This window comes from Sagittula sp. S175 (assembly GCF_049800975.1).
Lineage (GTDB): Bacteria > Pseudomonadota > Alphaproteobacteria > Rhodobacterales > Rhodobacteraceae > Sagittula.
In genome coordinates, this window is sequence record NZ_JBNAGB010000009.1 from 157,145 (window position 1) to 181,298 (window position 24,154).

Below are 24,154 nucleotides of genomic sequence, written 5' to 3' on the forward strand. Positions count from 1 at the left end.
GTCAGCGCAGGTCCGGCGGCGTGGCCTCGAGACCCAGTTCCGACGTGATCGCGTCGAGCGTTGCCGTCGACGTCTGTTTCTCACCCAGGCGACGTACAGAGACGGTGCGCTCTTCGACCTCGCGGTGGCCGACGGCGAGGATCACCGGGACCTTGCCCAGCGAGTGTTCGCGGACCTTGTAATTGATCTTCTCGTTGCGGATGTCGGCCTCGGCGCGGACGCCTGCAGCCTGCAACTGCGCGACGACCTCGTGCACGTAGTCATCGGCGTCCGAGGTGATCGAGGCGACAACCACCTGACGGGGTGCGAGCCAGAAGGGCAGCTTGCCGGAGTGTTCCTCGATCAGAATGCCGATGAACCGCTCGAAGGAGCCGAGGCAGGCGCGGTGCAGCATGACGGGGCGGTGCTTTTCACCATCCGCGCCGATGTAGTTCGCGTCGAGCCGTTCGGGCAGGACGAAGTCCACCTGGAAGGTGCCGCACTGCCAGACTCGGCCGATGGCGTCGGTCAGCGAGAATTCAAGCTTGGGCCCGTAGAAGGCGCCTTCGCCCGGGTTCATTTCCGGTTCGACACCTGCGGCGCGGGTCGCGGCCAGCAGGGCGGATTCGGCCTTGTCCCAGACCTCGTCGGATCCCGCGCGTTTCTCCGGGCGGTCCGAGAACAGCACGCGGAATTCGGCGAAGCCGAGGTCCTTGTAAATCGCCGAGAGGAAGTCGATGAACTTCTGGCATTCGGAGCCGATCTGTTCCTCGGTGGCGAAGATATGCGCGTCGTCCTGCGTGAAGCCGCGCACCCGCATGATGCCGTGCAGCGCGCCCGAGGGTTCGTAGCGCGCGCACGACCCGAATTCGGCCATGCGCAGCGGCAGGTCGCGGTAGGATTTCAGGCCGACCTTGAAGATTTCCACGTGGCAGGGGCAGTTCATCGGCTTCAGCGCGTTGATCGCCTTTTCGCGGGCATGGTCCTCGTCCACTTCGACGATGAACATGTTTTCCTGGTACTTTTCCCAGTGGCCGGATTTTTCCCACAGCTTGCGGTCGACCACCTGTGGGGTGTTGACCTCGACATAGCCGCCCTTCTTCTGCTGGCGGCGCATGTAGTCCTGAAGCGTGGTGTAGATTGTCCAGCCGTTCGGGTGCCAGAAGATCTGGCCCGGGGCCTCGGGCTGGAGGTGGAACAGGTCCATTTCGCGGCCAAGGCGGCGGTGGTCGCGCTTGGCGGCTTCTTCAAGGAAGTTGAGGTGCGCTTTCAGCTCCTCACGGTTGCGGAAGCCCACGCCGGTGATGCGTTGCAGGTTGCGCGAGGTGTCGCCGAACCAATGCGCGCCGGAGACGCCCATCAGCTTGAAGGCGTCGCCCGGCAGCTGGCCGGTGTGTTGCAGGTGCGGGCCGCGGCAGAGGTCCTGCCACTCGCCGTGCCAGTACATGCGGATCGGCGCACCCTCGGGGATGCGGTCGACGAGTTCCACTTTGTACTGTTCGCCCGCGTCCTCGTAGTACTTGCGGGCGCGGTCGCGGTCCCAGACCTCGGTGCGGACTTCGTCGCGGGCGTTGATGATCTCCTTCATCTTCGCCTCGATGGCGCCGAGGTCCTCGGGGGTGAAGGGCTCTTCGCGGTCGAAGTCGTAGAACCAGCCGTGTTCGGTCACGGGGCCGATGGTGACCTTCACGTCCGGCCAGATCGCCTGAACGGCGCGGGCCATGACGTGGGCAAAGTCGTGGCGGACGAGCTCCAGCGCCGGGGCCTCGTCCTGCAGGGTGTTGATGGCGATGCTGGCATCGGCCTCGATCGGCCAGGCGAGATCCCAGTGCTGGTCGTCGACCTGCGCGGAAATCGCCTTCTTGCCGAGGGATTTGGAGATGCTGGCAGCCACTTCGCCGGGCGTCACGCCCTTGTCGAAGTCACGTTTCGAGCCATCTGGGAAAGTCAGGGAAATCTGGGCCATCGGCCTCGTCTCCTCGTCGGTTTGGCGCCCACGGAACGCCCGGTTGCGGGTTATGGTTTACGGTGCCCTCATTGGCGGTGCAGGGCGGGGCTGTCAAGCGCCGCGAGGGATGCGAGATGAGCGATACGACGAGTGAGGTTTACGACCGGTTGACCGGGGCCGAGGATGCGCCGGAGGTCGAGGCCCGCAACGGCTTGCGGCACATGCTGTCGCTGTCGATGAACAAGGTGGCGGACGGACTGATCGACCCGAAGCTGGTGCTGAGCTGGCTGGCGAATGCCTTGGGTGTTCCGGCGGCGGTGGTGTCGAGTTTCGTGCCGATCCGCGAGGCGGGGGCGCTGTTGCCGCAGATCCTGCTGGCGGGGCGGGTCGAGGCGTTGCGGCATCGCAAGTGGGCCTGGGTGACAAGCGTCGTGGGGCAGGGGATCGGCGCTGCGCTGATCGCGCTCGCGGCACTGACGCTGGATGGCATGGCGGCGGGACTGGCCATCGCGGCAGCGCTGGCGCTGCTGGCGATCAGCCGGTCGCTCGGGTCGGTGAGTTACAAGGACATCCTCGGCAAGACGGTGGCCAAGACGCGGCGCGGCGCGGTGACGGGCGTGGCGGGATCGGTGGCATCCTTCGCCGTGCTGGTTTTTGCGCTGGTGCTGATCTTTGGCACGGGGCAGGCGCAGGGACCGGTGGTGATCGCCATCGGGCTGGCGGCGGTATTGTGGCTCGGCGCCGGGGCGGTGTTTTCGACGCTGGAAGAGAAAGCCTCGGACCCGGACCCGGAGGCCCCTGGCATCGACCTGACGCCGCTGAAGACCGATCCGCAGTTCCGGCAGTTCATCTATGCGCGCGGGGCGCTGACCGTGACGGCGCTCGCGCCGCCGTATTTCGTGCTGCTGGGTGGCGGGCAGGACGCGCTGTCAGGGCTGGGCGCGCTGCTGCTGGCGTCTTCGGCGGCGGCCTTCGTGTCCAGCTATGTCTGGGGGCGGTTGTCGGACCGCTCCTCGCGCTTGGTGCTGGCGCTGTCGGGCTTCGTCGCGGCGGGGTTCATGGCGCTGGCGGTGGTGCTGGAGGTCATGGGGCTGGCCAGCGGATACGTGATCCCGGTGGTGCTCTTCGGCTTGATGGTGGCCTATCACGGTGTGCGGCAGGGGCGGTCGATCTACCTCGTGGACATGTCGCCGGAGGACGCACGGTCGTCCTACGCGGCGCTGGCGAATACGCTGATCGGGGTGTTGCTGCTGGCGGTGGGCGCACTGGGGGGCGTGCTGTCGGCCTTTGGGCCGGTGGTGGCGCTGTCAGGGTTTGCGGCTCTGTCAGTTTGTGGCGGCTTGCTGGCGCTGGGGCTTGACGAGGTCGAGGAGGGGTGACCTTTTTTCCACGGAAAAAAGGAGTACCGAGTGATGCGGTCATTTGAAGAAATCCTCGACATCGCGGCGGACCGAAAAGGTGGGCGGTCGGTGGTGCTGGCGGATATGCCGAAGGTGAAGACGGGCGACGAGATTGCCGCCACTCCCGACCGGGACTGGTTGGCGCAGATGGCGCGGGCGCTGTTGCCCGCGGGCATCTCGTGGACCGTGGTCGAAAAGAAGTGGCCGGGCATCAACGAGGCCTTTCACGGCTTTGACGTGGCGCGGGTGGCGCATATGTCCGAGGATTGGTTCGATGAACTCATCACGGACACGCGGATCATCCGTTCGCCGCCCAAGGTGCGGGCGATTCAGCAAAACGCGGTGCTGATACAGGAGGTCTCGGCGGAGCACGGGTCCTTTGGCCGTTATATAGCGGATTGGCCGTCGGAGGATTTCGCGGGGCTTGCGCTGTGGCTGAAGGACCGGGGCGCGCGGCTGGGCGGAACGACGGGCGCCTACGTGATGCGTCAGATGGGGGTGGAGAGTTACATCCTCAGTTCTTCGGTCGTGGCCCGGTTGCGGGCAGAAGGCGTGGTGGACAAACTGCCGACCTCCAAAAAGGGCTGGGCAGCGGTTCAGGCGGCGTTCAACCAGTGGAAAGCTGAAAGCGGCGAAAGCCTGACCACGATCAGTCGCGTGCTGGCGCAAAGCGTGGACGGGTGATTCCGGCGCGGGCGTTAACTTTTAGTGGCCAGAATTTGCATTTTTTCGCGCAACTTGTGCCGTATTAAACTGGGCGGTCTGACAGTGCGATAAACTCTCCCTGAGCTTGCCGAGCTTGACCGCGTATCGACGCTGGGTCGATGCGCCGCGAAAGGGAACAAGACGATGCTTACCTGATCTGGAAAGATGAAACTTCTTGGTACGGTCGCCCTCATCATGGCGGCTATGCCGGCAACACTCGTGATGTTCGACGCCCCTCCGGCCTTTGCTGCCGGAAATGGTGGCGGCGGCGGTGATGGTGGCAATGGCGGCGGCGGTGATGGTGGCGGCTCGGGCGGGTCTGACTCGGGTTCTGGCTCTGGCTCTGGCGCGGGTGGCAAGTCCGCCACCTCGCAGCAGGGCAGTTCCGGCCATACCGTCGATCCGGATGCGCCCATCGTGGAGCCGGAAGGGGCGGGCGGTTCTGCCGGGGCAAAGTCGTCTGGGGCAAGCAAACCGGCTACCAGCAAGGCATCGACCAGCCGGTCCGGCAGTGCCAAGGCTCCGGTGGTTCAGGCGGCCCCTGCGGCTCCGGTCGTGAAAGGGGATGACGGCGTAAACCAGCAGGCGGCGCGGACCGGTGGGGCGGAGGCCGGTGGCCAGATGGCTGCTCAGGCCGAGGCCACCACGGGCAAGCCCATGACGGACCTGTTCCTGGACCTGACAGGCGAAGATGACGATTCTGACCGCCCGCTTTGGGCCGGTGTTCCCGGCGGCAAGGACGGCGTCGGAGGCGGTCAGCCGGACAATTCCGGCACCACCAAGGGTGACCTGTTTGGCGACCTTTACGTGATCCTGCGCGATGACAACGGGGTTCCGATCCTGTCCGCCGAGGGCTTTCCGCAGCCGCTGGACGCCGACGGCAACCTGATCCCGCTGGACGAGGACGGCCATCCGCTGGACGAAAGCCTCGCCCAGGAGGTCGAAATCGGGCGACTGAACGTCGGGCGTGCGCCGACCTCGGTTCTGGATCGTCGCGCCGACGAGGTGATCGACCTGTTCAACGCCGCGACCCAGATCACGACAGATGCCGCCGGGCGTCTGGTCCTGACGGTGGACGGCGTGGAGCAGACCATCGATTCGCCGCTGGAGAACCTCGCGATCTACGTCTCGCTAATGACCACGGGCACGATCCCGGGCGTCGATGACCTGCCGGGCACGGACTTCGACTACATGGTCGATGGCACCTATACCGCCGAAGACCTCGCCGGATCGGTGGCGTTCCTTGCCGCGGCCACGGACAAGTCGGGGGAGTTCACCTCGGACGAGATCGCCTACATCAACGCCTTCATCGGCGTGAACACGGAGACGATCGGGTCGGTGACCTATTCCGACATCGACTACAGCAGCTTTACCTATGACCGGGTGTCGACCTACGCCGACGTGACCGCCGAGGTGCTGGTGCAGCAGCCGGACGGATCGTGGGTGGCTGAGACGGTGAACGTCTACGAGGTGGTCTTTGGCAACGCCAATGTCTCTGCCGAGGGGACGCTGGATGCCTACACGCAGGCCGCTGACGATGCGCTGGCCATCGTGGACTACATCCACGAATACGCGATCCCCGAGACCTTCGTGGCCGCCAACAACTGATCCTTTGGGTCCTGACGGAAAGATGTGTCCCGGCCGACAAGGCCGGGACATTTTTATTTGGATGTCCGATGGCTGCTTCTGTTGGCCGCGCGGGCGTGTTGCTTGGCGTTACGGGACGCGCGGGATGACGGTCCCCTGTGTCCAGCCATGTGTTCCTCGCGCAGAGCCATGCGGTGGGCGCGTGGGTCGGGGTCTTGGCCTTTGCAACAGTTGCGCTAAGGTCAGGACAACACGGGAGGATTTTCATGGCAGAGATTGCCTTCATCGACGGACCACGCGGCGACCGTCTGGCCTATGCGTATACCGGAGGGGATGGCCCCTGCGTGGTGTTCCTGTCCGGCTACCGCTCGGACATGGAAGGCACCAAGGCGGTGCATCTGGAGGCCTGGGCAGAGGCGCGCGGGCGGGCATTCCTGCGGTTGGACTACGCCGGGCATGGGCAATCGGGGGGCATCTTTGAACTGGGCTGTATCGGCGATTGGGCGGCAGATGCCGAGGCGGTGATCCGTCACGTCTGCACCGGGCCGGTCGTGCTGGTGGGGTCCTCGATGGGGGGCTGGATCGCGTCGATCCTCGCGCGGCGGCTGAAGTCGGTCGCGGGGTTCGTCGGCATCGCCGCCGCGCCAGACTTCACCGAGGACGGGTTCTGGGCGAGCTTCTCTTACGAGCAGCGCCGACAGGTGATGGAGGACGGGCAGGTGCTGTTGCCCTCTGCCTATGAAGACCCCTACGTCGTGACTCGGAAGCTGATCGAGGACGGGCGGCGCAACCTGGTGTTGCGCGCGTCCCTGAGGATGAACTGGCCGGTGCGCCTGTTGCAGGGCACCGAGGACGAGGCGGTCACGCGGGCAACGGCCTTGACTTTGCTGGACCATATCGAGGGGCCGGACGTGTCGCTGACGCTGGTGAAGGGGGCGGACCATCGGTTTTCGACGCCGGACTGCCTTGCGCTGGTCGAGAAGGCCATCATCGAGGTCGGCGGGTGACCTCGGCGCGGTTCGACGAACGTCAGCTGGATGGTGGCGTCGACCTGTTCCTTTCGGTGCAGGAGGCGCGCGTGCCGGACCTGCGCGAAGGAGTCGCGAAGCGTGTCGTCTGGCATGGCGCGCCCGAGACCGGCACGGATTGGGCGGTGGTCTACGTGCATGGGTTCTCGGCTACGTCCGAGGAACTGCGACCCCTGCCGGACCGGGTGGCCGAGGCATTGGGGGCGAACCTGCATTTCACGCGGCTGAAGGGGCACGGGCGGTCCGGGCCGGCTATGGCCGAGGCCACGCTGGATGGCTGGATGGAGGATATGGCCGAAGCGCTGGCAATCGGGCGGCGGATCGGCAGGCGGGTGCTGGTCATGGGATGCTCCACCGGCTGCACGCTGCTGACGCTGGCGTTGCAGCAGGATATGGCGCGGGGCGTTGCGGGGGCGGTGATGCTGGCACCGAATTACCGGGTGCGCGATCCCAAGGCCGTGTTGACCACATGGCCCGGCGCACGTTGGTGGCTGCCGCTTCTGGCGGGGCGGGAGCGCGGGTTTACGCCGTCCTCCGAGGCGCATGGGCATTTCTGGACATCGCGTTACCCCTCGGTGGCCCTGCTGCCCATGGGGCAGGCGGTGAAGGCGGTGAACGCCATGGACCATGGGGCGACGCGGGTGCCGGGGCTGTTTGTCTTCGACGACCGCGACGCATTGGTGGACCACGCGCGCACACGACAGATCGCGGCGGACTGGGGCGCTGCGGCAGAGATATTTGCCGTGGAGACCGGGGCCGGGGACGATCCCGGGCATCACGTCATCGCAGGGGACATCATGTCGCCCGGAATGACCGCGCCGATTGCCGCGCGCGTGCTGGACTGGGTGCGCAGCCTGCCGCCGGAAACTGGCAGTGGTTCCGGGTAGGTCTGACGGCGGTACGAACAGGAGATTTTCGATGGATCAAAGGGTAAGCCTCATCACGCTGGGCTGTCGGGACATCGCCGCAGAGGCCGCGTTTTACGAGGCGCTGGGCTGGGCGCGGGTGCCAAGCCAGGACGGCATCGTGGTGTTCGATCTGATCGGACAGTCGCTTGGGCTGTACGGACTGGAGGATCTGGCGCGCGATATGGGCGTGCCGGTGGAGCGTCTGGGCCACGGCGCTGCGACCTATGCCTACAATGTGCGCGAAAAGGACGAGGTGGCCGCTGTTCTTGATGCGGTGCGCGTTGCCGGTGGCGAGGTGCTTCGGGAGGCGCATGACGTGTTCTGGGGCGGGCATATCGGCTATTTTGCCGATCCCGAGGGGCATATCTGGGAAGTGGCCTGGAATCCCTTCTCGGCGCTGGGACCGGAGGGGCAGTTCCGCTGGGCCGGATATTCAGAGAGTTGATGATCCGCCAACGGGAAGAGGGGGCTCTGCCCCCGTCTCCTTTGGAGACTCCCCCGAGGGTATTTTTGAAACCAAAGAAGCACGAGCGTGGGAGCCTGTCAGGGGCATGCCGCAGCTTGGTAAACGGATTTTCATCAATTTGAGCGATCCCCTAGGGCGAGACAGGCCGGAGGGGCGACATGAAGGAATTCGATGCACGGTTTAGGGATATTCAGGACTATTTTCTGACCGGGGCCCGTGAAATCTGGGAGGAGCGCGGGTTGGCGGCGGCGCTGCCGTCTTATTATCACCCGGCCATCATTCACCGCGATGCGCGGGGCGTGGCACAGGGGCCGGGAGCGGTTCTGGCCGCGGGACTGCCGGACATGGCGGCCGTTCCGGATCGCAGGCTGCTTGGCGAGGAAGTCATCTGGACCGGGTCCGACCGGCGGGGTTTCCTCGGATCACATCGCATGGTGGTGGTCGGGCGACATTCCGGCGAGAGCGCGTGGGGCAGTCCCACGGGCAAGGCGCTGCGCTACCGTGTGATGGCGGACCGCTTTGCCAAGGCCAACCAGATCAGTGACGAATGGCAAGTGGTTGATACCGCTGCAATACTCTCTCAGATCGGCCAAGATGTCCAAGGCTTTGCCCGGGCGCGGTTGGAGGACCCGGGGAGCGAAGAGCCCGTCTTTTGCCCCGAAGTCGACGTGCCCGGTCCTTACACCGGGAAAGGCAACGACAGCACGTGGGGGCTGGCCTTCGAGTTGCTGTTGGAGCGGCTCATGGCCGGGCAGTTGTCGGTCGTGCCGGAGCAATATGACCGCGCTTGTCATCTGAATTATCCGGGCGGCGCGGAATGCCACGGTTGGGCTGCTGCAGAGCGGTTCTGGCTGGGGCTGCGGCAGGCGCTGCCGGGCGCGCAATTCGTGGTGCATCACCGCATTGGACTCGAGGAACCGATGCTTCCGCCGCGCGCGGCGCTGCGCTGGTCGCTGACCGGACGGCACGAGGGTTGGGGACTGTTCGGCCGCCCGACCGGTGCGCATGTCCACATCATGGGAATCAGCCATGCCGAATTCGGGCCGGAGGGGCTGCGTCGCGAATGGACCCTGTTCGACGCCGTTGCGGTCTGGATGCAGATCCTTGCATCCGAGGCTTGAACGGGGGCCTGACCCAAAGGAGTGTTCCATCTATTCCAAAGGCTAGTTTTTGTGGTGATGTCGCGGATGTGTTAACCTAACGTTAACCGGTCAACCGTTTCGGCGGTTCGAGATTTGATTCTGTGGATAAGGTCGTCCGATACACGGGACTGGCGATTCGGACGTATGGTGATCGTCGCACTATCGTGTGCGAAGTCATTGATACATATGGACAAGACCACATTCCCTAGATGTAGCGTTGACCAGTCCCACCATATCCGGGCATTTTTCGCGGCATAACTTTGGGGGAAATCGACATGGTCACGCGCGCCAGCGTATGGGCGGCGGCATTCGTGCTTGCCGGAACAATGGGGGCATCCGCACAGGAAACCTGTGGCGGCCTGTACAAGGTCCAGCCGGGAGACTCGCTGACGCTGATCGCTGACCATCTTTATAAAGACGTGGGTGCCTGGACCGCCATCTTCCGCACTAACATCGACAAGATCCCGGCTCCGGATGCCATCCAGGTGGGCCAGACCTACCGGATGCCGTGCATCAACGGTCTTCCCAAAGGCTTGAAGGGCGGCACGCCGATCGAACAGGTGGCTGCGGTCGAAACGACCGCCGTCGCTCCGCCGCCGCAGGAAACTCAGGCGCAGCGCACCCGTGCCGAGGCAGAGCGCAAGCGGGGCGTCGACGTGAAGCTGCTGGCGGGAGACGACTTCCGTCCCTTTACCAACCGTTTGCAGATGTCATCGGGGATGATTACCGACATCGTGAACCGCGCCTTCGTGAACAACGAGGACACCGGGCAACACAAGATCTACTGGATCAATGACCGGTCGGCGCACCTCGATCCGATGCTTTCGGAAGGAATGGTCGACATCGCCTTTCCCTGGCGCAAGCCCGAGTGTGCCGAGGGCACGACGAACCGGATGTGCACCGATTTCGTCTACTCGGAGCCGATGTTCGAGATGCTGGTCGTGCTGTTCACGGCCAAGGGTTCGGGCGTGACCTATCGTGCCGAGTCAGACCTTGCCGGGCTGCGCGTCTGTGCGCCGCTGGGTCATGCCGCCGCAACGCGGGAAGGCCAGAGCGCGGGTTACCTGGCGAAGGTTGGTGCGCGCCTGCAGCAGGCGCAAACGGCCGAGGAATGCTTTATGCGGCTGGTGTCCGGGCAGGCCGACGGGGTCGCGATCAACGAGTTCACCGGCCGGGTGGTGCTGCGCGACATGCGCCTGAACGATGCGGTTGAGCTGCAACTGAGCCGCCCCTTGGCCATCGAGACCTTGCACGCGGTGGCGCATACCTCGAACCCGCGCGCCGATACGCTGATCGCCGCTTTCAATGATGGGTTGGAGAAGATGCGCGCCTCGGGCGAATACCTGAAGATCGTCGACAAGCACATGTCGAGCATCTGGGCGGGGCTCTGATCCATGGCATTCAGGAGGAACGCGGCGGCCGTAGTGGTCGCCACACTGGCCCTGACGCTGGGCATCGGCGAAGCATCCGCACAGAGCTGCACGCCTGAAGACTACGTGGTGAAGCCCGGCGACACGGTCTTTACCATCGCGCAGACCAAGTACGGCGATCCGGAGAAATGGACGCTTATCTACTATGCCAACGAGGCGGCCTTGCAGTCTTCTGTGTTTCAGGTCGCGCCGGGCGACAGCCTGAGGCTGCCCTGCGAGCCGGGCACCGAGAAGGTGGTCGAGGACGCCACGCCCTTGCGGGTGGACAACGCCGAGCTGAAGCTGCTGACAGGCGGCAACTTTGCCCCCTTTACCGATCAGGACTGGCCGGGGCAGGGGATGATCACCGAGATCGTCAACGCCGCGATGGAGTCGACGCCCGCGCCGGTGACCTATTCGATCACCTGGGAAGACGACTGGTCCAAGCACCTCTTTCCTGCTCTGGCCGAAAAGACGTTCGACATGGGCTTCCCCTGGTACAAGCCCGACTGCGACGCGACGCCGGACAACGAGCGCTGCGCCAACTTCCATTTCAGCGATCCGCTGGTGGAGATCCTCGTGCTGCTGTTCGTGAAGTCCGACAGCGGCTTTGATTACCGTGACGATGCCGACGTGGTGGGCAAGACGCTGTGCCGTCCGGCGGGGTATTTCACGCATGATCTGGACCGCCCGGGCCGAGAGTGGATCACGAAAGGTCTGATAAGGCTGGTGCAGGCCGAGAGCCCGCAGGCTTGTTTTCAGAAGCTGCTGGACGGCGAAGTGGATGCCGTGACGGTGAACGTCTTCCTTGGGGCGCAGACGATCGAGGAAATGGGCCTGCGCGGGCGCGTGGTGCCGCTGGACAAACCGCTGGCGGTGGAAGGGTTGCACGTGGTGATTTCCAAGACCCACTGGCGGGGAACGACCTTCCTTTACCGCTTCAACGCGGGGCTGGCGGCGCTGAAGGAAAGCGAGCGCTACGGGCAGATCGTGTCCAAGCACCTCGGCGTGTTCTGGGATGAAATCAAGACGCAGTAGACATCACCGTATGACAGGTGTCTCAAGGGCCGCGTTCAAGGGAGCGCGGCCCTTTCACGTTTCGCGGAGGTTTGGGCAAATTTCATCCTGTTCTCGCCCGCCCCCTTTCGCTTGGTCCTGCTTCTGTTACCTTGCGTTTACGATTGAGACGTCTTCACGAGGGGTTGGGGTGACGAGGGCAGCGGCAGAACGCGGGCAAAGGGCGCGTCGGGATGCGTGAGCCCATCGTCTTCCTGCCCGAGATGATGTGCGACGCCCGGCTCTTCGGCCCTCAACTTGCTGAGCTGTCGCGCAAGCATGCGGTCATGGCCGCCCCCATCACCAGCGGGGAGCGCACCGAGGAGATTGCCTCGAACCTTCTGGACATATTGCCGAAGCGCTTCGCACTGGCGGGGTGTGGCATGGGCGGCGTCGTGGCGATGGAGGTCGCACGGCGCGCGCCGGACCGGCTGACGCGGCTTTGCCTGATCGACACCTCTCCGCTGCCCGAGACGCCGCAGCAGGCGGCCTTGCGCGACCCGCAGATCATTCGCGCAAAGACAGGCAAATTCGAGAGCGTGATTGACGAGGTGTTGCATTTGTCCGAACTGACCCCAAGTCCGTGGCGTTCCGAGATCGTCGCGCTGGTCAAGGACATGGCGCAAGGTCTGGGGTCAGAGGTGTTCATCCGCCAGACCCGTGCGCAGCAACGTCGGCGCGACCAGCAAAGCACACTGCGCAAGCTGGCGATGCCAACTATGGTGATGTGCGGTGCCGAGAACAGGCAACTGCCGGTGAAACGCCATCAGTTCATGGCAGAGCTCATCCCGGGAGCGGCCTTGCGGGTAATCGACGGAGCGGCACATCTGGCCATGCTGGAACAGCCCAACGCGGTTGCGGACGCCATAGCGGACTGGCTGGCGATGCCGCTGCTTTTGCGGTGAACGCAGCGTATTGATCGGAGTGTTGTCGAGCGGTTTCGCTTGCCTTCGGCAAGCGACCCGGGGGGGGGGGGGGGGGGCCCCCCCCCCCCCCCCCCCGCCGGGGAGGCGCTGCCTCCCCGGACCCCTCCGAGGTATTTGCATCAAGATGAAGGCAGGGGCGGGTTTTGCGCCCTACGGGTGATATTCGTCGCTGCAGTCCGTTCACTGGGCACCATCGGCTGAACGAGGGCTTGCTTTGTGGCACGCGGCTTTCTATGTGGGGCGCGCGCGGAGGGCCGGACGGCCGCTTGGGGTAACCCGAGAGGAAAGTCCGGACTCACCGAAGCACCGGTGCCGGGTAACGCCCGGGCAGGGCAACCTGACGGAAAGCGCCACAGAAATGATACCGCCCCCGGGTTCGCCCGAGGGTAAGGGTGAAACGGTGGGGTAAGAGCCCACCGGGGGGATGGCAACATCGCCCGCATGGCAAGCCCCACCGGGAGCAATGCCTAATAGGGACCCCGCGTCCGCCTGATGCCTCCCCGGGTTCGCCCGGCTGGTCATATCGGGACAGGGCGGCTTTGGCCCGAGGGGTTCGGGTTGGCAGCTAGAGCCACGTGGCAACGCGTGGCCCAGAGGAATGGTCGTCGAACCGGGGGAGACCCCGGGGAACAGAATCCGGCTTACAGGCCCTCCGCGCATCAAAAACCTGCTTTATACGCAGGGCAGCCTGTTGACTCGGGCGCAGGCCCGAGTAAAAGGCAGGCTCCATACGATTTTCACGCGCGGGGCGCTCCCCCGGCGTTGCAAGGGACAACCCCGGGAGACCTACCATGGCGAAGCCGACCACCATCAAGATCCGCCTGAACTCGAGCGCAGGCACCGGCCACTTCTACGTGACCAAGAAGAACGCACGCACCATGACCGAGAAGATGACCGTGCGTAAGTACGACCCGGTTGCGCGCAAGCACGTCGAGTACAAGGAAGGCAAGATCAAGTGATCTTGCGTCCCTGACGGGACCTCACAGGATTTGAACAAGGCCGCGCGGGAAACTGCGCGGCCTTGTCGCGTTTGGCGGTGGTACAGCGATTTTGTGCAGGTGCAGAAACCGCTTGCCGGGTTTTGTCTACGATGGTATGCTGATAAGTGATTGATTTCACGTCATAACGGCTATGCGCTGTTGTGCGTGGTCCCGGTCTTACGTTTCTGTCATGCTGCGATGCAGAAGATTCACTGGCGGTCGGAAAGACTGCTGCGATCAGATCCGTGGAGATCCCCATGACCATCCGTACCCTTGCCGTGCTGGCCACTCTTGCCTTGCCGATGGCCGCTCAGGCCGAGACCGTGACCCTGAAGCAGATGGAAGGTGCAACCGTGCACCACGCCACCGTCGACATGTCCGTCTACTGGACCAAGGGCGCGGGCGAAGCCGTCGAACTGGTGGCCTACTACGCCGCAAAGGATGACGCGGCGGGCGGCAAGCTGCAGATGGCGCTGGTGGACGGCGACTCGGTGACCTTTGGTCTGCCGGGGCACGTGGGCCAGATGTTTACCTTTGCCCGCGAAGGCGACGTGGTGAGCGTGGCGACCACCGGCACCTCGCCGGAAACGCTGGCGATGAACTGACTTCTTTATGTGTGCCGAGTGACGGGCCGCGCGGGCAACTGCGCGGCTTTTTCATTTGGGAATGGGGTCTGCGGGGCGACCGTCTCCATGGGTCCAGCGGCGCTCGGCGGACGTTCGGTCCACATGCAGCACACGGTCGTTGTTCCGGGGATAGTGCACGCGGTCGCGCGGCTTGCGCGTTCCGATGACAAGGTAGCGGGCAGGCGCGTCGCTGCGGTTCTCGAGCCGATGCTCCCGCGCAGCTCCGGCGGCGAATGTCGCGGCCATACCGGGCAGAAGCGGGCTTTCGTCGCTGCCCTCGATCAGTACCACCTCACCGTCGAGCATGTAGACCATTTCGTCCTCCTCTTCGTGCCAGTGGGCATGTGAACTGCTGGCGCCCGGAGCGAGGATTTCGACGAAGGCGCCGAATTGCGTTAGCCCGCCGCTGTCCGAGAACAAAAGCGTCTCCCATTGACCCAGGGCCTCCGAGGTGCCGTTTTCGCGCGTAACCTTGTCTTCGGTGATACGTGGCATGGTTGTCCTCCCTCTCGTGCAGAGGGTAGCGCAAATCCCTGGCGGCGGGGCAAAAGAAAAGGGCCGGTCACTTGGACCGGCCCTTTGTCTGTCAGATGTGGGAACAATCAGTCGTCGTTGCCCATGAACAGGTACATGATCGAGCGGAACATCGCGATGAACGAGATGTACAGCTGCAGCGCGCCAATGATGGCGGCCTTGTCGAGGAACTGCTGCGCCTCTGCGCCGCCGTGCATGCGGGCTTCGAGGTAGGTGTTCTTGATCTCCTGCGTCGAGGTGGCGGTCAGGATCGCGAACACGGCCAGGATGGCGATGTTGTAGATCTGGAAGCCGCCCGACCCCATGCCGAAGAACATGCCGAAGATACCCCAGGCCACCAGGCCCCAGGTCATCATGCCCGCAACCTGGCCGATCGGGCCAAGGTTACGCTTCGTCAGGTAGCCGGTCATGGTCAGGCCGAGGAAGCCGACCGAGGTCAGCAACAGGCCGGTGATGACGTCCATCATGTTGAACATGATGAAGATGGTCGACAGCGACACGCCGGTCAGCGCGGCATAGGCCCAGAACAGGCCGTTCAGCGCGCCCACGGACAGCTTGTGCAGGGCAAAGTTCGCCACCAGCACAAAGGCCAGCGGGCCAAAGATCACGATCCAGACGACCGGCGACACAAGGAGAACCTGCTGAAGCGCCGGGGATTGCGAGACCAGGTAGGCCAGCGCAAAGGTCATCAGCAGTGCGCCGGACATCAGCCCGTACACCTTGTTCATGTGGGACCGCAGCCCCTCGTCAATCTGCGCAGCGCGGGAGCCGGAAATGCCCCGGGCCCCGACTGTTTCATATTCAGCCATTGAATGCCTCCGAATGGAACCCTGTTGAACTCCGCGCTTCATAGCACGGACCCCGCGCGCGAACGCGGACCCTAGCGGAAATATCGGCAAGCTGGCCCGCGTTTTCAAGGCTTTCGACCCGGTTTCCGGCGAAAGATGCAGATTACTCGTACCAATGGCCGGGGGCATCCCAGAAGGGGCGGTCGGCCTCGGCTTGTGCGGCGGTGCGGCTGAGGCCGATGTCTGCGAGGGCGGCGTCATCCAAATGGCGCAGGGTGCGGCGCTGCCGGGCGATGGCCTGCCATGCACGCAGGCGGGCGAAGGGGCGCAGGGCGGGCAGGCGGGGCGCGCGGGGGAGGGAGAGGGTGCGTTGCATGGGTTGTATCCTTTTGCGTCCGAGGGCGGGCAAGCAGGTGCCGTTAATGCTCCGGCGTCTGACCGGGCATGTGCGCAGAACCTGCCGCCTTACCCATCACAGTTTGTGGTGAGGTGGCGATTTCGATTTGAGTGATTGATATATGCCCGCTGTGGATGTATTTTGAAAACGAATGTTGTTGAAACCTTCCATCACAAGGCTTGATGAATGCGAAATCTGGACATCACGGTATTGCGGTCATTCGTTGCGGTGGCAGAGGCCGGCGGGGTCACGCGCGCCGCCGGATTTCTCAACCTGACGCAATCCGCTGTCTCCATGCAGTTGAAACGGTTGGAAGAAATGCTTGGGCTACAGTTGCTCGACCGGTCCGGGCGCGGCGTGGCGCTGACGCCCGCCGGGGCACAGCTGCTGGGCTACGCGCAGAAGATGGTGGAGCTGAACGACGAGATCTATTCGCGGCTGACGGCGAACGAATGGGAGGGCGAGATCGTCCTCGGCGTGCCGCATGACATCGTTTACCCGGTGATTCCGCAGGTCTTGCAACGCATGGGCCGCACGCATCCCCGCGTGAAAGTGCAACTGCTGAGTTCCTTCACGCGCGCCTTGAAGGCGCAGTTCGCCAAGGGCGAGGTGGATGTGATCCTGACGACGGAACCGGGGATCGACACCGGCGGCGAGATGCTGCTGGAGGTGCCGATGCGCTGGATCGGCGCGCCGGGCGGGCACGCACGCAAGGGGCGGCCGCTGCGGGTGGCCTTTGCGCGCGCCTGCGGGTTCCGGGAGCACGCCCTGGGCGCGCTGGACCGGGCGAACCTGAACTGGGAACTGGCGGTGGATTCCGACAACGACATGACCGTGGACGCGACGATCAGCGCGGACCTTGCCGTGACGGCGCGGCTTCAGGGGCACGCCCCGGCCTTTGTCGAATACATTGAGGACGACGCGCTGCCCGAACTGGGCACGCAGTTCATCAATTTGTACGCAGGCAACGGCAAGACCGCGATCACCGGCGTGTTGTGCGACTACATCCGCGAGGGCATGACGGCGCTGCGCAAGGATGGCGTCACGCGGCCCGCGCTGGAACTGGCCAAGGGCTGACGCGCGTCAGACCCCCACGTCCGGCCCGTAACACATCATCGGCTCGTCGTTCTGGCGCGCTTCGTAGAGGACCGTGGCGGTCGGATCGTTTTCGAACACCGCGCGCAGCTTCGACCCCTCATTGAAGAAGCTCCAGCATTGCGGGTCTTCCGGCGCGTCCTCGTAGACGAAACAGATCTGGCCCGCGTCGGCCTCGTACCAGTAACCTTCCTTGCACTTCCCATCGAGGAAGGACCAGCGGACGCGGCGGTCGGGGAGGTATTCTTCGACCCCGTAGGACTGTCCGGCCATGCCGAAATACAGCGTCTTGCCGTCGACATAGGATTCGAAGGCCTGCGCCGAAAGCGGCTCTGCCGCCAACGCGGGCAGAGAGGAAGCGGCGAGGAGGGCGGATGCAAGCAGGTGTCTCATGCCACAATTCTGCCAGAATCCGGCAAGATCGCAAAGAGACGGTTTAACGAATGGTTAAGCGGCGGACGGCGAGTCGGCGGTGCTTTGCCAATCCCTGACCCGGTGATCCATCACGCGCCGCCAAAGCGGCGGGACAAGGGCGATCACGGCCATCACCGGCAGGGAATGCGGCAGGATCGGCATTTGCGCGCGATCGAGGTCCAGCCCCGGGTAAGGCCGCGTCGGGTGGGCGTGGTGGTCGGAATGACGCGGCGCGTTGAGCATCAGCGCCGAGGAAAACCCATGCGGGGCGTTCCAGCTGTGCCGGGGACCGACAGGTTCGTATTTGCCCGGCGCGATTTCGCGGCGGCGCAGCCCGTAATGCTGGACGTAGTCCGACAGCAGCAGTTGCGCCTGCGCGTAGAGGGACAGACCGATCAGGGCCAGCACGCCCTTTGGTCCGCCAATCGCAAAGGACAGTGCGAGCGAGGCCAGCGCACCCAGCCCATAGGCGGTGTAGGGCGTCGGCCCCGTGGGACGCAGACGCCGCTCTGCCCGGTGGCCTTCGCGCAGCGCCCCGCGCCAGGCACGCAGGGCGAAACGATAGTAACCCTCTCCAAAGGCTGCGGAATTCGGGTCCTGTGGCGTCGCGGCATGGACGTGGTGAACCCGCGTATGTGCCGAGGCGTGGAACCCGAACAGCACGGAGGAATAGACCGCAATGCCGAGGCGGCGCAGCGCGCGCGGCGCGCGGTGGATCAGCTCGTGGGCGTTGGAATTGCTGACCTGCCCGAGGTACAGTGACAGGGCGAAGAACACGAACACCTTGTCAAGCAGCGGCTGCGAGGTTTCTGCCAGCATCCAGACGCCGCCATAGAGCAGCGGGAAATGCAGCAGACCCAGAGCCGCGGACAGCGTATTCCCGGCGGGAAACTCCGCCCCCGGATGATCTGGCGCGGCCAGCGCGGTGATCTTGTCCATGAAAAAGGTGAAGACGGTGATGTAGAGCAGCGCCAAGGACGGAAAGGGCGCACCCACACCGATGGCCAGCGCCAGAAGCGCCACCATGCCAAGCGTTGCCAGCGTGAATCGTGCCATGTCCCACCACCCCGATACCATTGGATGTCTTACGCTTATCGGAACTTTCCGTCACCCATCGGGCAAAAGCCGGGGCATTTGTAGGCGGTTCACCGCTTCAAGGCGTCGTTTTTCATCTGCGCAGGTCGCGTGGGCGCGGATATGTTGCGCGGGAACGGATCAGGGAGGTACGACCATGGCACTCGACGAGCGCAAGGGCGTCTGGAAGAACGCACGCGGCAAGGGGCGTAACACGCCGAAGGGCCGGCAGGTCGACGATCAGGCGCTGGCCGAGGTGCGCACGCTTCTGGGCGACACCGAGCGGCGGCGGGACCTGCTGATCGAGTTCCTGCATCTGATCCAGGATGAATACGGCCATCTGTCGGCGGCGCATCTGCGCGCCTTGGCCGACGAGATGCGCCTGTCCATGGCCGAAGTCTACGAAGTCGCGACCTTCTACGCGCATTTCGACGTGGTGAAGGAAGGCGAGGCCCCGCCGCCCGCCCTGACGATCCGTGTTTGTGACTCGCTGTCCTGCGAGATGGCCGGGGCCGAGCAGTTGCGCGCGGCGCTGGAGTCCGGCATGAACCCGGAAGAGGTCCGCGTCCTGCGCGCGCCCTGCATGGGACGCTGTGACAGCGCGCCGGTGCTGGAACTGGGCCACAACCACATTGGTCACGCCACGGTCGAAAAGGTCGAGGCCGCCATCGCAGCGGGCGAAACCCACGCCCATGTCGAGCCCTACGAGGCTCTCGAGGCCTACCTCGAAGAGGGCGGCTATGCGGAACTGAAATCGCTGCGCGAGAACGGCAACTGGGAAGAGGTGCAGGAGCGCATCCTAGCCTCCGGTCTTCGTGGTCTTGGTGGTGCGGGCTTCCCTTCGGGGCGCAAGTGGGGCTTTGTCCGGGCCAACCCCGGGCCGCGTTACCTGGCAGTGAACGGGGACGAAGGCGAACCCGGAACCTTCAAGGATCGCGTGTACATTGAGGGCGAACCGCATGTTTTCCTTGAGGGAATGCTGATCGCCGCTTGGGCGGTCGAGGCCGAGCGCGCCTTTATCTACATGCGCGACGAATACCCCGCGATCCACGAAATCCTGAAGCGCGAGATCAAGGCGCTGGAAGATGCGGGGATCGTCGAACCGGGGTACATCGATCTGCGCCGTGGCGCGGGTGCCTACATCTGCGGCGAAGAATCCGCGATGATCGAATCTATCGAAGGCAAGCGCGGCATCCCGCGCCACCGCCCGCCCTATGTCGCCCAGGTCGGCATCTTCAATCGCCCGACCTTGGTGCACAACGTCGAGACGCTGTACTGGGTGTCGAAGGTCTGCCGCGAAGGTCCGCAGATCCTGTCCAAGGTCGAAAAGAACGGCCGCAAGGGACTGCGCTCCTACTCGGTTTCCGGTCGGGTCAAGCAGCCCGGCGTTCACCTGCTGGCCGCCGGATCCACCATTCTGGACGTCATCGCGGCGGCTGGGGGCATGGCCGACGGTCACACCTTCAAGGCCTACCAGCCGGGCGGCCCGTCGTCTGGCCTGCTGCCTGCGTCGATGGACGATATTCCGTTGGATTTCGATACCTTGCAGCCGCATGGCACCTTCATCGGGTCCGCTGCCGTGGTGGTCCTGTCGGATCAGGACAGCGCCCGGGACGCGGCGCTGAACATGTTGCGGTTCTTCGAGGATGAATCCTGCGGTCAGTGCACGCCCTGCCGTGTCGGCTGTGAAAAGGCGGTCAAGCTGATGAGCGCGCCGAAGTGGGACACGGGGCTGCTGGAAGAGCTGTGTCAGGCCATGGGCGACGCGTCGATCTGTGGTCTGGGACAGGCGGCACCGAACCCGATCCGTCTGACGATGAGGCATTTCCCGGATGAGGTCTGACGCCTTGAGGTAAAGGCTGTGGGCATGTCGGGAAAGTGAAATCTCCGACATGCTCCTTCGGTGCGTAATGCGGTTATACAACGTCAAACATCAATCGTTGCGGTAGACGGCGCAGATGCAACCGCGCTGTTTGAGGCGAGAACAGAGGCTCCACGCGGCATTGCGGCTGTCGCGGCCAAGACGCGCCATGTAGTATCCGCCCTTGGGACTTGCACGGCTTTTCGACCAGATGAGGAAAGGTTCCTCCTTTCCGATCAGGCCTTTGCAGCTGCGTGTTGCAGCACTGTACTTGCTTAGCGCAGCCTGTTTCGAGATGCCAAAGGCGACCTGAACACCCCATTTCGGCATCACCGGTTTTGGCGGCTCGGGGTCCGGGTAAGGGGTCAGCCGCCGGTTCCGCGCCAGTTCGTAACAGGCTTGCTGGAACGGCAGGTCCTTGGACAATCGGTAGTCGTGGCTCTCTGGCGGCGTATCTCGCCAAGTTTCGGCATTCAGGCCCGTGATGATGCGCACGTAGTCGACGGTCTCGCGCGCAAGGCCCCCTGTTCCGGCAATCAGCCCTTCGGCGCGACGTTCGCCGCCGTTATAGCCCACGGCGGCCAAGCCATGATTGCCATAACGTCGGGTCATTTCCCCGAGGTATTCGGCGGAAAATTCCAATGCTTCTGCGGGGTTGTAGGGGTCTTTCAACCCGCGCAGCTTTGCCGTCGAGGCGATGAACTGCGCGATCCCCATGGCCTTTGCATGGCTGAGCGCGTGCGGGTCGAACCGGCTTTCCTGCCAGATCAACCGCGCAAAGAACCCCGGATCGAGGTCGTTCCTGACCGCAAAGGCCTCGATCGCCTGGCAGGTGTCGTAGACGAAAAAGGAGGGCCGGATGCATTGCACATGGCCGTGGGTGCCGGTCGAACACAGTGTACCCGGCTCGGCGGACAGCCGGACGGGCAGACACAGGATCAACAGGAACAGCCACCGCACCCACATGGGGTCAATAAGAGGGCTGGGCTGCGCGGGGTCAACTCACACTTTCATTAAGTGGCGCGGCGTATTAGGTGAAAGGGACCCAAGGCAGAAGGCGCGGTGCATGTCCTTTTTCGGAAAGCTGAAGAACAAGCTGTTCAAGTCCTCCTCGAAACTGGACGAGGGGCTGGAGGCCATCGTCGAAGATGGTGTCGACGCGCCGGAAGCGGACGAGGTTCCCGCACCGCAGGCCCCCATTGCCGCCATGAACCCCATGCCTCTGCCGGAGGAGACCGAGCCGCAGGGCACCACGCGCCCCGGCCTACTGGGGCGTCTGATCGGTGGCGGCAAGGCGGACGAGCCGCGCCGGGTGCTGGACGACGAGATGCTCGAAAGCCTTGAAGAGCTGTTGATCGCCTCTGATATGGGCGTCGACACGGCGCTGCGCGTGACCTCGAACATCGCAGAGGGACGCATGGGGCGGCGCGTGTCCGCCCGCGAGATCAAGGAGTTGCTGGCCGAGGAAATCGCCCGCGTAATGGAGCCGGTGGCGCGCCCCTTGCCGATCTATCCGCAAAAGCCGCAGGTGGTGCTGGTGGTCGGCGTGAACGGGTCGGGCAAGACCACGACCATCGGCAAGCTGGCGAGCCAGTTCAAGGCAGCGGGCAAGTCGGTGGTGATCGCGGCGGGCGATACCTTTCGCGCCGCAGCGGTGGAGCAGTTGCAGGTCTGGGGCCAGCGCGCGGGCGTGCCGGTGCTGACCGCGCCCGAGGGCAGCGACCCGGCCTCGCTGGCGTTCGACGCCATGACCCGCGCGCAGGCCGAGGGCGCGGACCTGCTGATGATCGACACGGCAGGCCGTTTGCAGAACCGCCAGGACCTGATGGAAGAATTGGCCAAGATCGTGCGCGTGATCCGCAAGAAAGATCCCGACGCGCCGCACAATACGCTGCTGGTGCTGGACGCCACCACGGGTCAGAACGCCCTGACGCAGGTCGAGGCCTTCCGCGCGCTGGCCGATGTGTCCGGTCTGGTGATGACGAAGCTCGACGGCACGGCCAAGGGCGGCGTGCTGGTTGCCTTGGCGGACAAGTTCGGCCTGCCGATCCACGCCATAGGCGTGGGCGAGCAGATCGACGATCTGGCCCCCTTCGACCCCGAGGAATTCGCCGCGGCGCTGACGGGCCTCGAGACCTGAACGCGTTTGCGTAACATCGGTGTTGCCTTGCGTGCCTCGGCGTCCCGGTGCATGGGGCGGGGAATGCGGCATGGAAACGTGACATGAGCGACTGGCTGATTTCCCTCGAAGGCACGGAGGCCGGGCACCAGCTTGCGCTGTGGTTGGCGGTGTCGGCGGCGATCCTGCACGCGGTCTTCGGTGCGCTGCAAAAGGGGCGGCATGACCCTTGGCTGTCGCGCGGGGCAATTGATGGCAGCTATGGTCTGATGGCCGCGCCCTTTGCATTGTTCGTGGTGCCATGGCCAGAGCCGCACATGTGGGCCATCTTTGCCGGGGCCTTTGTCATCCACTGCGTTTACAAAATCTTGCAGGCCTATGCATACACGCGCGGAGCCTACACGGTGGTCTACCCGGTGGTGCGCGGGACGGGGCCCTTGTTCGCGGTGATTGGCGCGGCGCTGGTGTTCGGAGAGCATTTCAACGCCGTGCAATGGCTGGGTGTGGCGGTGCTGCTGGCTGGGATCTTTGGCCTCGCGGTTTACAACTACCTGTTCCTGGAGGTGGCGCGCGACACGTTGCCTGCCGCCTTGGGCTTTGCGGTGGCGACGGGCCTCTTCGTGGCGCTTTATACGACATACGACGCCTATGGCATCCGGGCGACGGCAAACCCCTTCACCTTCCTCGCGTGGTTTTTCATGATCGACGGGCTGTTGATGCCAGTGATCGCGGCAGTGCGTTGGCGCAATATGGCGGAGGCGCCTGCGCTGGGGCCATTGATGGCGCGCGGCGTCACCGGGGCAGTTGTGGCTTTTCTCAGCTTTGGCTCGATCATGATGGCGACGCGGCTGGACAAGGTGGGCGAGGCGGCGGTGCTGCGCGAGACCTCGACGGTCTTTGCTGCGCTGATCGGCTGGCTGGTGTTGAAGGAAACCGTGGGGCCACGGCGCATCGCCTTGATGGCGCTGATCGCCGCCGGTGCGGTCATCGTTGAGTTGGGCGGCTGAAGCGCCTATCTGGGAGGCAGGCCAAGAAGGAGAGCGGCGTGGAGACGACAGAAGACAAGCGGGCAGTGAACCCGATGCTGAAAAGCGCGCTGGAGTTCGGCCCGATCTTGGGGTTCTTTGCCGCCTACCTGATGCTGAAGGACCGGGTCTTTGACATCGGCGGGACCGAGTACAAGGGCTTCATCCTGGTCACGGCGGGCTTTGTGCCGGTGCTGCTGGCGTCGATGGCGGCCTTGTGGAAGCTTACGGGCCACCTGAGCCGGATGCAGGTGGTGACGGCGGTGCTGGTGGTGGTGTTCGGCGGTCTGACGGTCTGGCTGAATGACGACCGGTTCTTCAAGATGAAGCCGACGTTGATCTACCTGCTGTTCGGTGGTGCGCTGGCCATCGGCCTGATGCGCGGCGAAAGCTGGTTGCAGTCGGTGATGGAGGGGCTGATGCCCCTGAAACAGGAAGGCTGGATGATCCTGACGCGCCGGATCATGTGGTTCTTCTTTGGACTGGCCGTGCTGAACGAGGTGATCTGGCGGACCATGTCCACGGACACCTGGGTGTATTTCAAGACCTTCGGGCTGACGGCGGGGATCTTTGTCTTCTTCATGACGCAGGCGGGTTTGTTCAAGACCTATGCCATCGAGGATGACGCCGCCGAGTGAGGCGGATGCAGTGGGGTTTCGCCTTGGCTGCGCCAAGGCGACCGGCGCG

General features: G+C 64.3%; 24 protein-coding genes and 1 other RNA gene. 18 read left to right on the forward strand and 7 right to left on the reverse strand.

Annotated elements, in window-relative coordinates:
* Nucleotide 1 precedes the first annotated feature (1 nt).
* Nucleotides 2-1,945, reverse strand: coding sequence for a threonine--tRNA ligase (gene thrS / locus ACP16H_RS13655; protein WP_425072866.1), 1,944 nt, complete (start codon nt 1,943-1,945; stop codon nt 2-4).
* 116 nt (nt 1,946-2,061) lie between these two features.
* On the opposite strand from thrS, the gene ACP16H_RS13660 reads away from it, so the two are divergent.
* The 13 genes from ACP16H_RS13660 to ACP16H_RS13720 all read left to right on the forward strand — a co-directional run bounded on the left by ACP16H_RS13660 (nt 2,062) and on the right by ACP16H_RS13720 (nt 14,139).
* Nucleotides 2,062-3,306, forward strand: a complete 1,245-nt coding sequence (locus tag ACP16H_RS13660) for an MFS transporter (protein ID WP_425072867.1) — start codon at nt 2,062-2,064, stop codon at nt 3,304-3,306.
* Between the two features lie 33 nt (nt 3,307-3,339).
* Nucleotides 3,340-4,011 (forward strand): DNA-3-methyladenine glycosylase I, encoded by a 672-nt coding sequence (locus tag ACP16H_RS13665; protein WP_425072868.1) that lies wholly within the window; start codon nt 3,340-3,342, stop codon nt 4,009-4,011.
* 186 nt (nt 4,012-4,197) lie between these two features.
* Entirely contained in the window at nt 4,198-5,640 is a 1,443-nt protein-coding gene (locus tag ACP16H_RS13670; protein WP_425072869.1) for a hypothetical protein, read from the forward strand.
* A gap of 245 nt (nt 5,641-5,885) precedes the next feature.
* On the forward strand, nt 5,886-6,626 hold the full coding sequence (locus ACP16H_RS13675) for an alpha/beta hydrolase (protein ID WP_425072870.1): 741 nt from the start codon (nt 5,886-5,888) through the stop codon (nt 6,624-6,626).
* Nucleotides 6,623-7,534, forward strand: a complete 912-nt coding sequence (locus ACP16H_RS13680; protein ID WP_425072871.1) for an alpha/beta hydrolase — start codon at nt 6,623-6,625, stop codon at nt 7,532-7,534. The genes ACP16H_RS13675 and ACP16H_RS13680 overlap by 4 nt, the downstream gene beginning before the upstream one ends.
* Before the next feature lie 31 nt (nt 7,535-7,565).
* Nucleotides 7,566-8,000 (forward strand): VOC family protein, encoded by a 435-nt coding sequence (locus ACP16H_RS13685; RefSeq protein WP_425072872.1) that lies wholly within the window; start codon nt 7,566-7,568, stop codon nt 7,998-8,000.
* A gap of 179 nt (nt 8,001-8,179) precedes the next feature.
* On the forward strand, nt 8,180-9,142 hold the full coding sequence (locus tag ACP16H_RS13690) for an ester cyclase (RefSeq protein WP_425072873.1): 963 nt from the start codon (nt 8,180-8,182) through the stop codon (nt 9,140-9,142).
* A gap of 296 nt (nt 9,143-9,438) precedes the next feature.
* On the forward strand, nt 9,439-10,554 hold the full coding sequence (locus tag ACP16H_RS13695; protein ID WP_425072874.1) for a LysM peptidoglycan-binding domain-containing protein: 1,116 nt from the start codon (nt 9,439-9,441) through the stop codon (nt 10,552-10,554).
* Nucleotides 10,555-10,557: 3 nt separating this feature from the next.
* Complete coding sequence (locus tag ACP16H_RS13700; RefSeq protein ID WP_425072875.1) at nt 10,558-11,610, forward strand: transporter substrate-binding domain-containing protein; 1,053 nt, start codon at nt 10,558-10,560, stop codon at nt 11,608-11,610.
* A gap of 212 nt (nt 11,611-11,822) precedes the next feature.
* Nucleotides 11,823-12,533: an alpha/beta fold hydrolase gene (locus ACP16H_RS13705; RefSeq protein ID WP_425072876.1), complete on the forward strand. Its 711-nt coding sequence runs from the start codon at nt 11,823-11,825 to the stop codon at nt 12,531-12,533.
* Between the two features lie 267 nt (nt 12,534-12,800).
* An RNA gene (gene rnpB, locus ACP16H_RS13710) (RNase P RNA component class A) lies at nt 12,801-13,214 on the forward strand.
* Nucleotides 13,215-13,345: 131 nt separating this feature from the next.
* A complete protein-coding gene (gene rpmG / locus ACP16H_RS13715; protein ID WP_008885060.1) occupies nt 13,346-13,513 on the forward strand; it encodes a 50S ribosomal protein L33 in 168 nt (55 codons plus the stop codon).
* Between the two features lie 278 nt (nt 13,514-13,791).
* Nucleotides 13,792-14,139: a hypothetical protein gene (locus tag ACP16H_RS13720; protein ID WP_425072877.1), complete on the forward strand. Its 348-nt coding sequence runs from the start codon at nt 13,792-13,794 to the stop codon at nt 14,137-14,139.
* A 51-nt stretch (nt 14,140-14,190) separates the two neighbouring features.
* Here ACP16H_RS13720 and ACP16H_RS13725 read toward each other — a convergent pair whose 3' ends face one another.
* The 3 genes from ACP16H_RS13725 to ACP16H_RS13735 all read right to left on the reverse strand — a co-directional run bounded on the left by ACP16H_RS13725 (nt 14,191) and on the right by ACP16H_RS13735 (nt 15,858).
* A complete protein-coding gene (locus tag ACP16H_RS13725) occupies nt 14,191-14,655 on the reverse strand; it encodes a cupin domain-containing protein (protein ID WP_425072878.1) in 465 nt (154 codons plus the stop codon).
* A gap of 107 nt (nt 14,656-14,762) precedes the next feature.
* The gene (locus ACP16H_RS13730) at nt 14,763-15,503 is read right to left on the reverse strand and encodes a Bax inhibitor-1/YccA family protein (RefSeq protein WP_425072879.1); all 741 of its coding nucleotides are present in this window, start codon (nt 15,501-15,503) and stop codon (nt 14,763-14,765) included.
* Nucleotides 15,504-15,645: 142 nt separating this feature from the next.
* The gene (locus ACP16H_RS13735) at nt 15,646-15,858 is read right to left on the reverse strand and encodes a DUF1127 domain-containing protein (RefSeq protein ID WP_425072880.1); all 213 of its coding nucleotides are present in this window, start codon (nt 15,856-15,858) and stop codon (nt 15,646-15,648) included.
* A gap of 207 nt (nt 15,859-16,065) precedes the next feature.
* Between ACP16H_RS13735 and ACP16H_RS13740 the strand changes: the two genes are divergently transcribed.
* Entirely contained in the window at nt 16,066-16,956 is an 891-nt protein-coding gene (locus tag ACP16H_RS13740) for a LysR family transcriptional regulator (RefSeq protein ID WP_425072881.1), read from the forward strand.
* A gap of 6 nt (nt 16,957-16,962) precedes the next feature.
* On the opposite strand, the gene ACP16H_RS13745 is transcribed toward ACP16H_RS13740, so the two are convergent.
* Together ACP16H_RS13745 and ACP16H_RS13750 are read right to left on the reverse strand one after the other, a co-directional pair.
* Complete coding sequence (locus ACP16H_RS13745) at nt 16,963-17,367, reverse strand: hypothetical protein (RefSeq protein WP_425072882.1); 405 nt, start codon at nt 17,365-17,367, stop codon at nt 16,963-16,965.
* Nucleotides 17,368-17,421: 54 nt separating this feature from the next.
* Nucleotides 17,422-18,444 (reverse strand): alkane 1-monooxygenase, encoded by a 1,023-nt coding sequence (locus ACP16H_RS13750; RefSeq protein WP_425072883.1) that lies wholly within the window; start codon nt 18,442-18,444, stop codon nt 17,422-17,424.
* 175 nt (nt 18,445-18,619) lie between these two features.
* Here ACP16H_RS13750 and ACP16H_RS13755 point away from each other — a divergent pair, with 175 nt between their 5' ends.
* On the forward strand, nt 18,620-20,305 hold the full coding sequence (locus ACP16H_RS13755) for an NAD(P)H-dependent oxidoreductase subunit E (RefSeq protein WP_425072884.1): 1,686 nt from the start codon (nt 18,620-18,622) through the stop codon (nt 20,303-20,305).
* 90 nt (nt 20,306-20,395) lie between these two features.
* Here the strand turns inward: ACP16H_RS13755 and ACP16H_RS13760 are convergent, their stop codons facing one another.
* Nucleotides 20,396-21,289 carry a lytic transglycosylase domain-containing protein gene (locus tag ACP16H_RS13760; RefSeq protein ID WP_425072885.1) on the reverse strand — a complete coding sequence of 298 codons (894 nt, stop codon included), beginning with the start codon at nt 21,287-21,289 and terminating at the stop codon, nt 20,396-20,398.
* A gap of 100 nt (nt 21,290-21,389) precedes the next feature.
* Between ACP16H_RS13760 and ftsY the strand changes: the two genes are divergently transcribed.
* The 3 genes from ftsY (at nt 21,390) to ACP16H_RS13775 (ending at nt 24,105) form a co-directional block, all read left to right on the forward strand.
* Nucleotides 21,390-22,463 (forward strand): signal recognition particle-docking protein FtsY, encoded by a 1,074-nt coding sequence (ftsY, locus tag ACP16H_RS13765; RefSeq protein WP_425072886.1) that lies wholly within the window; start codon nt 21,390-21,392, stop codon nt 22,461-22,463.
* 83 nt (nt 22,464-22,546) lie between these two features.
* Nucleotides 22,547-23,449 carry an EamA family transporter gene (locus ACP16H_RS13770; protein WP_425072887.1) on the forward strand — a complete coding sequence of 301 codons (903 nt, stop codon included), beginning with the start codon at nt 22,547-22,549 and terminating at the stop codon, nt 23,447-23,449.
* Between the two features lie 74 nt (nt 23,450-23,523).
* Nucleotides 23,524-24,105, forward strand: a complete 582-nt coding sequence (locus ACP16H_RS13775; RefSeq protein WP_425072888.1) for an inner membrane-spanning protein YciB — start codon at nt 23,524-23,526, stop codon at nt 24,103-24,105.
* Nucleotides 24,106-24,154: the final 49 nt, after the last annotated feature.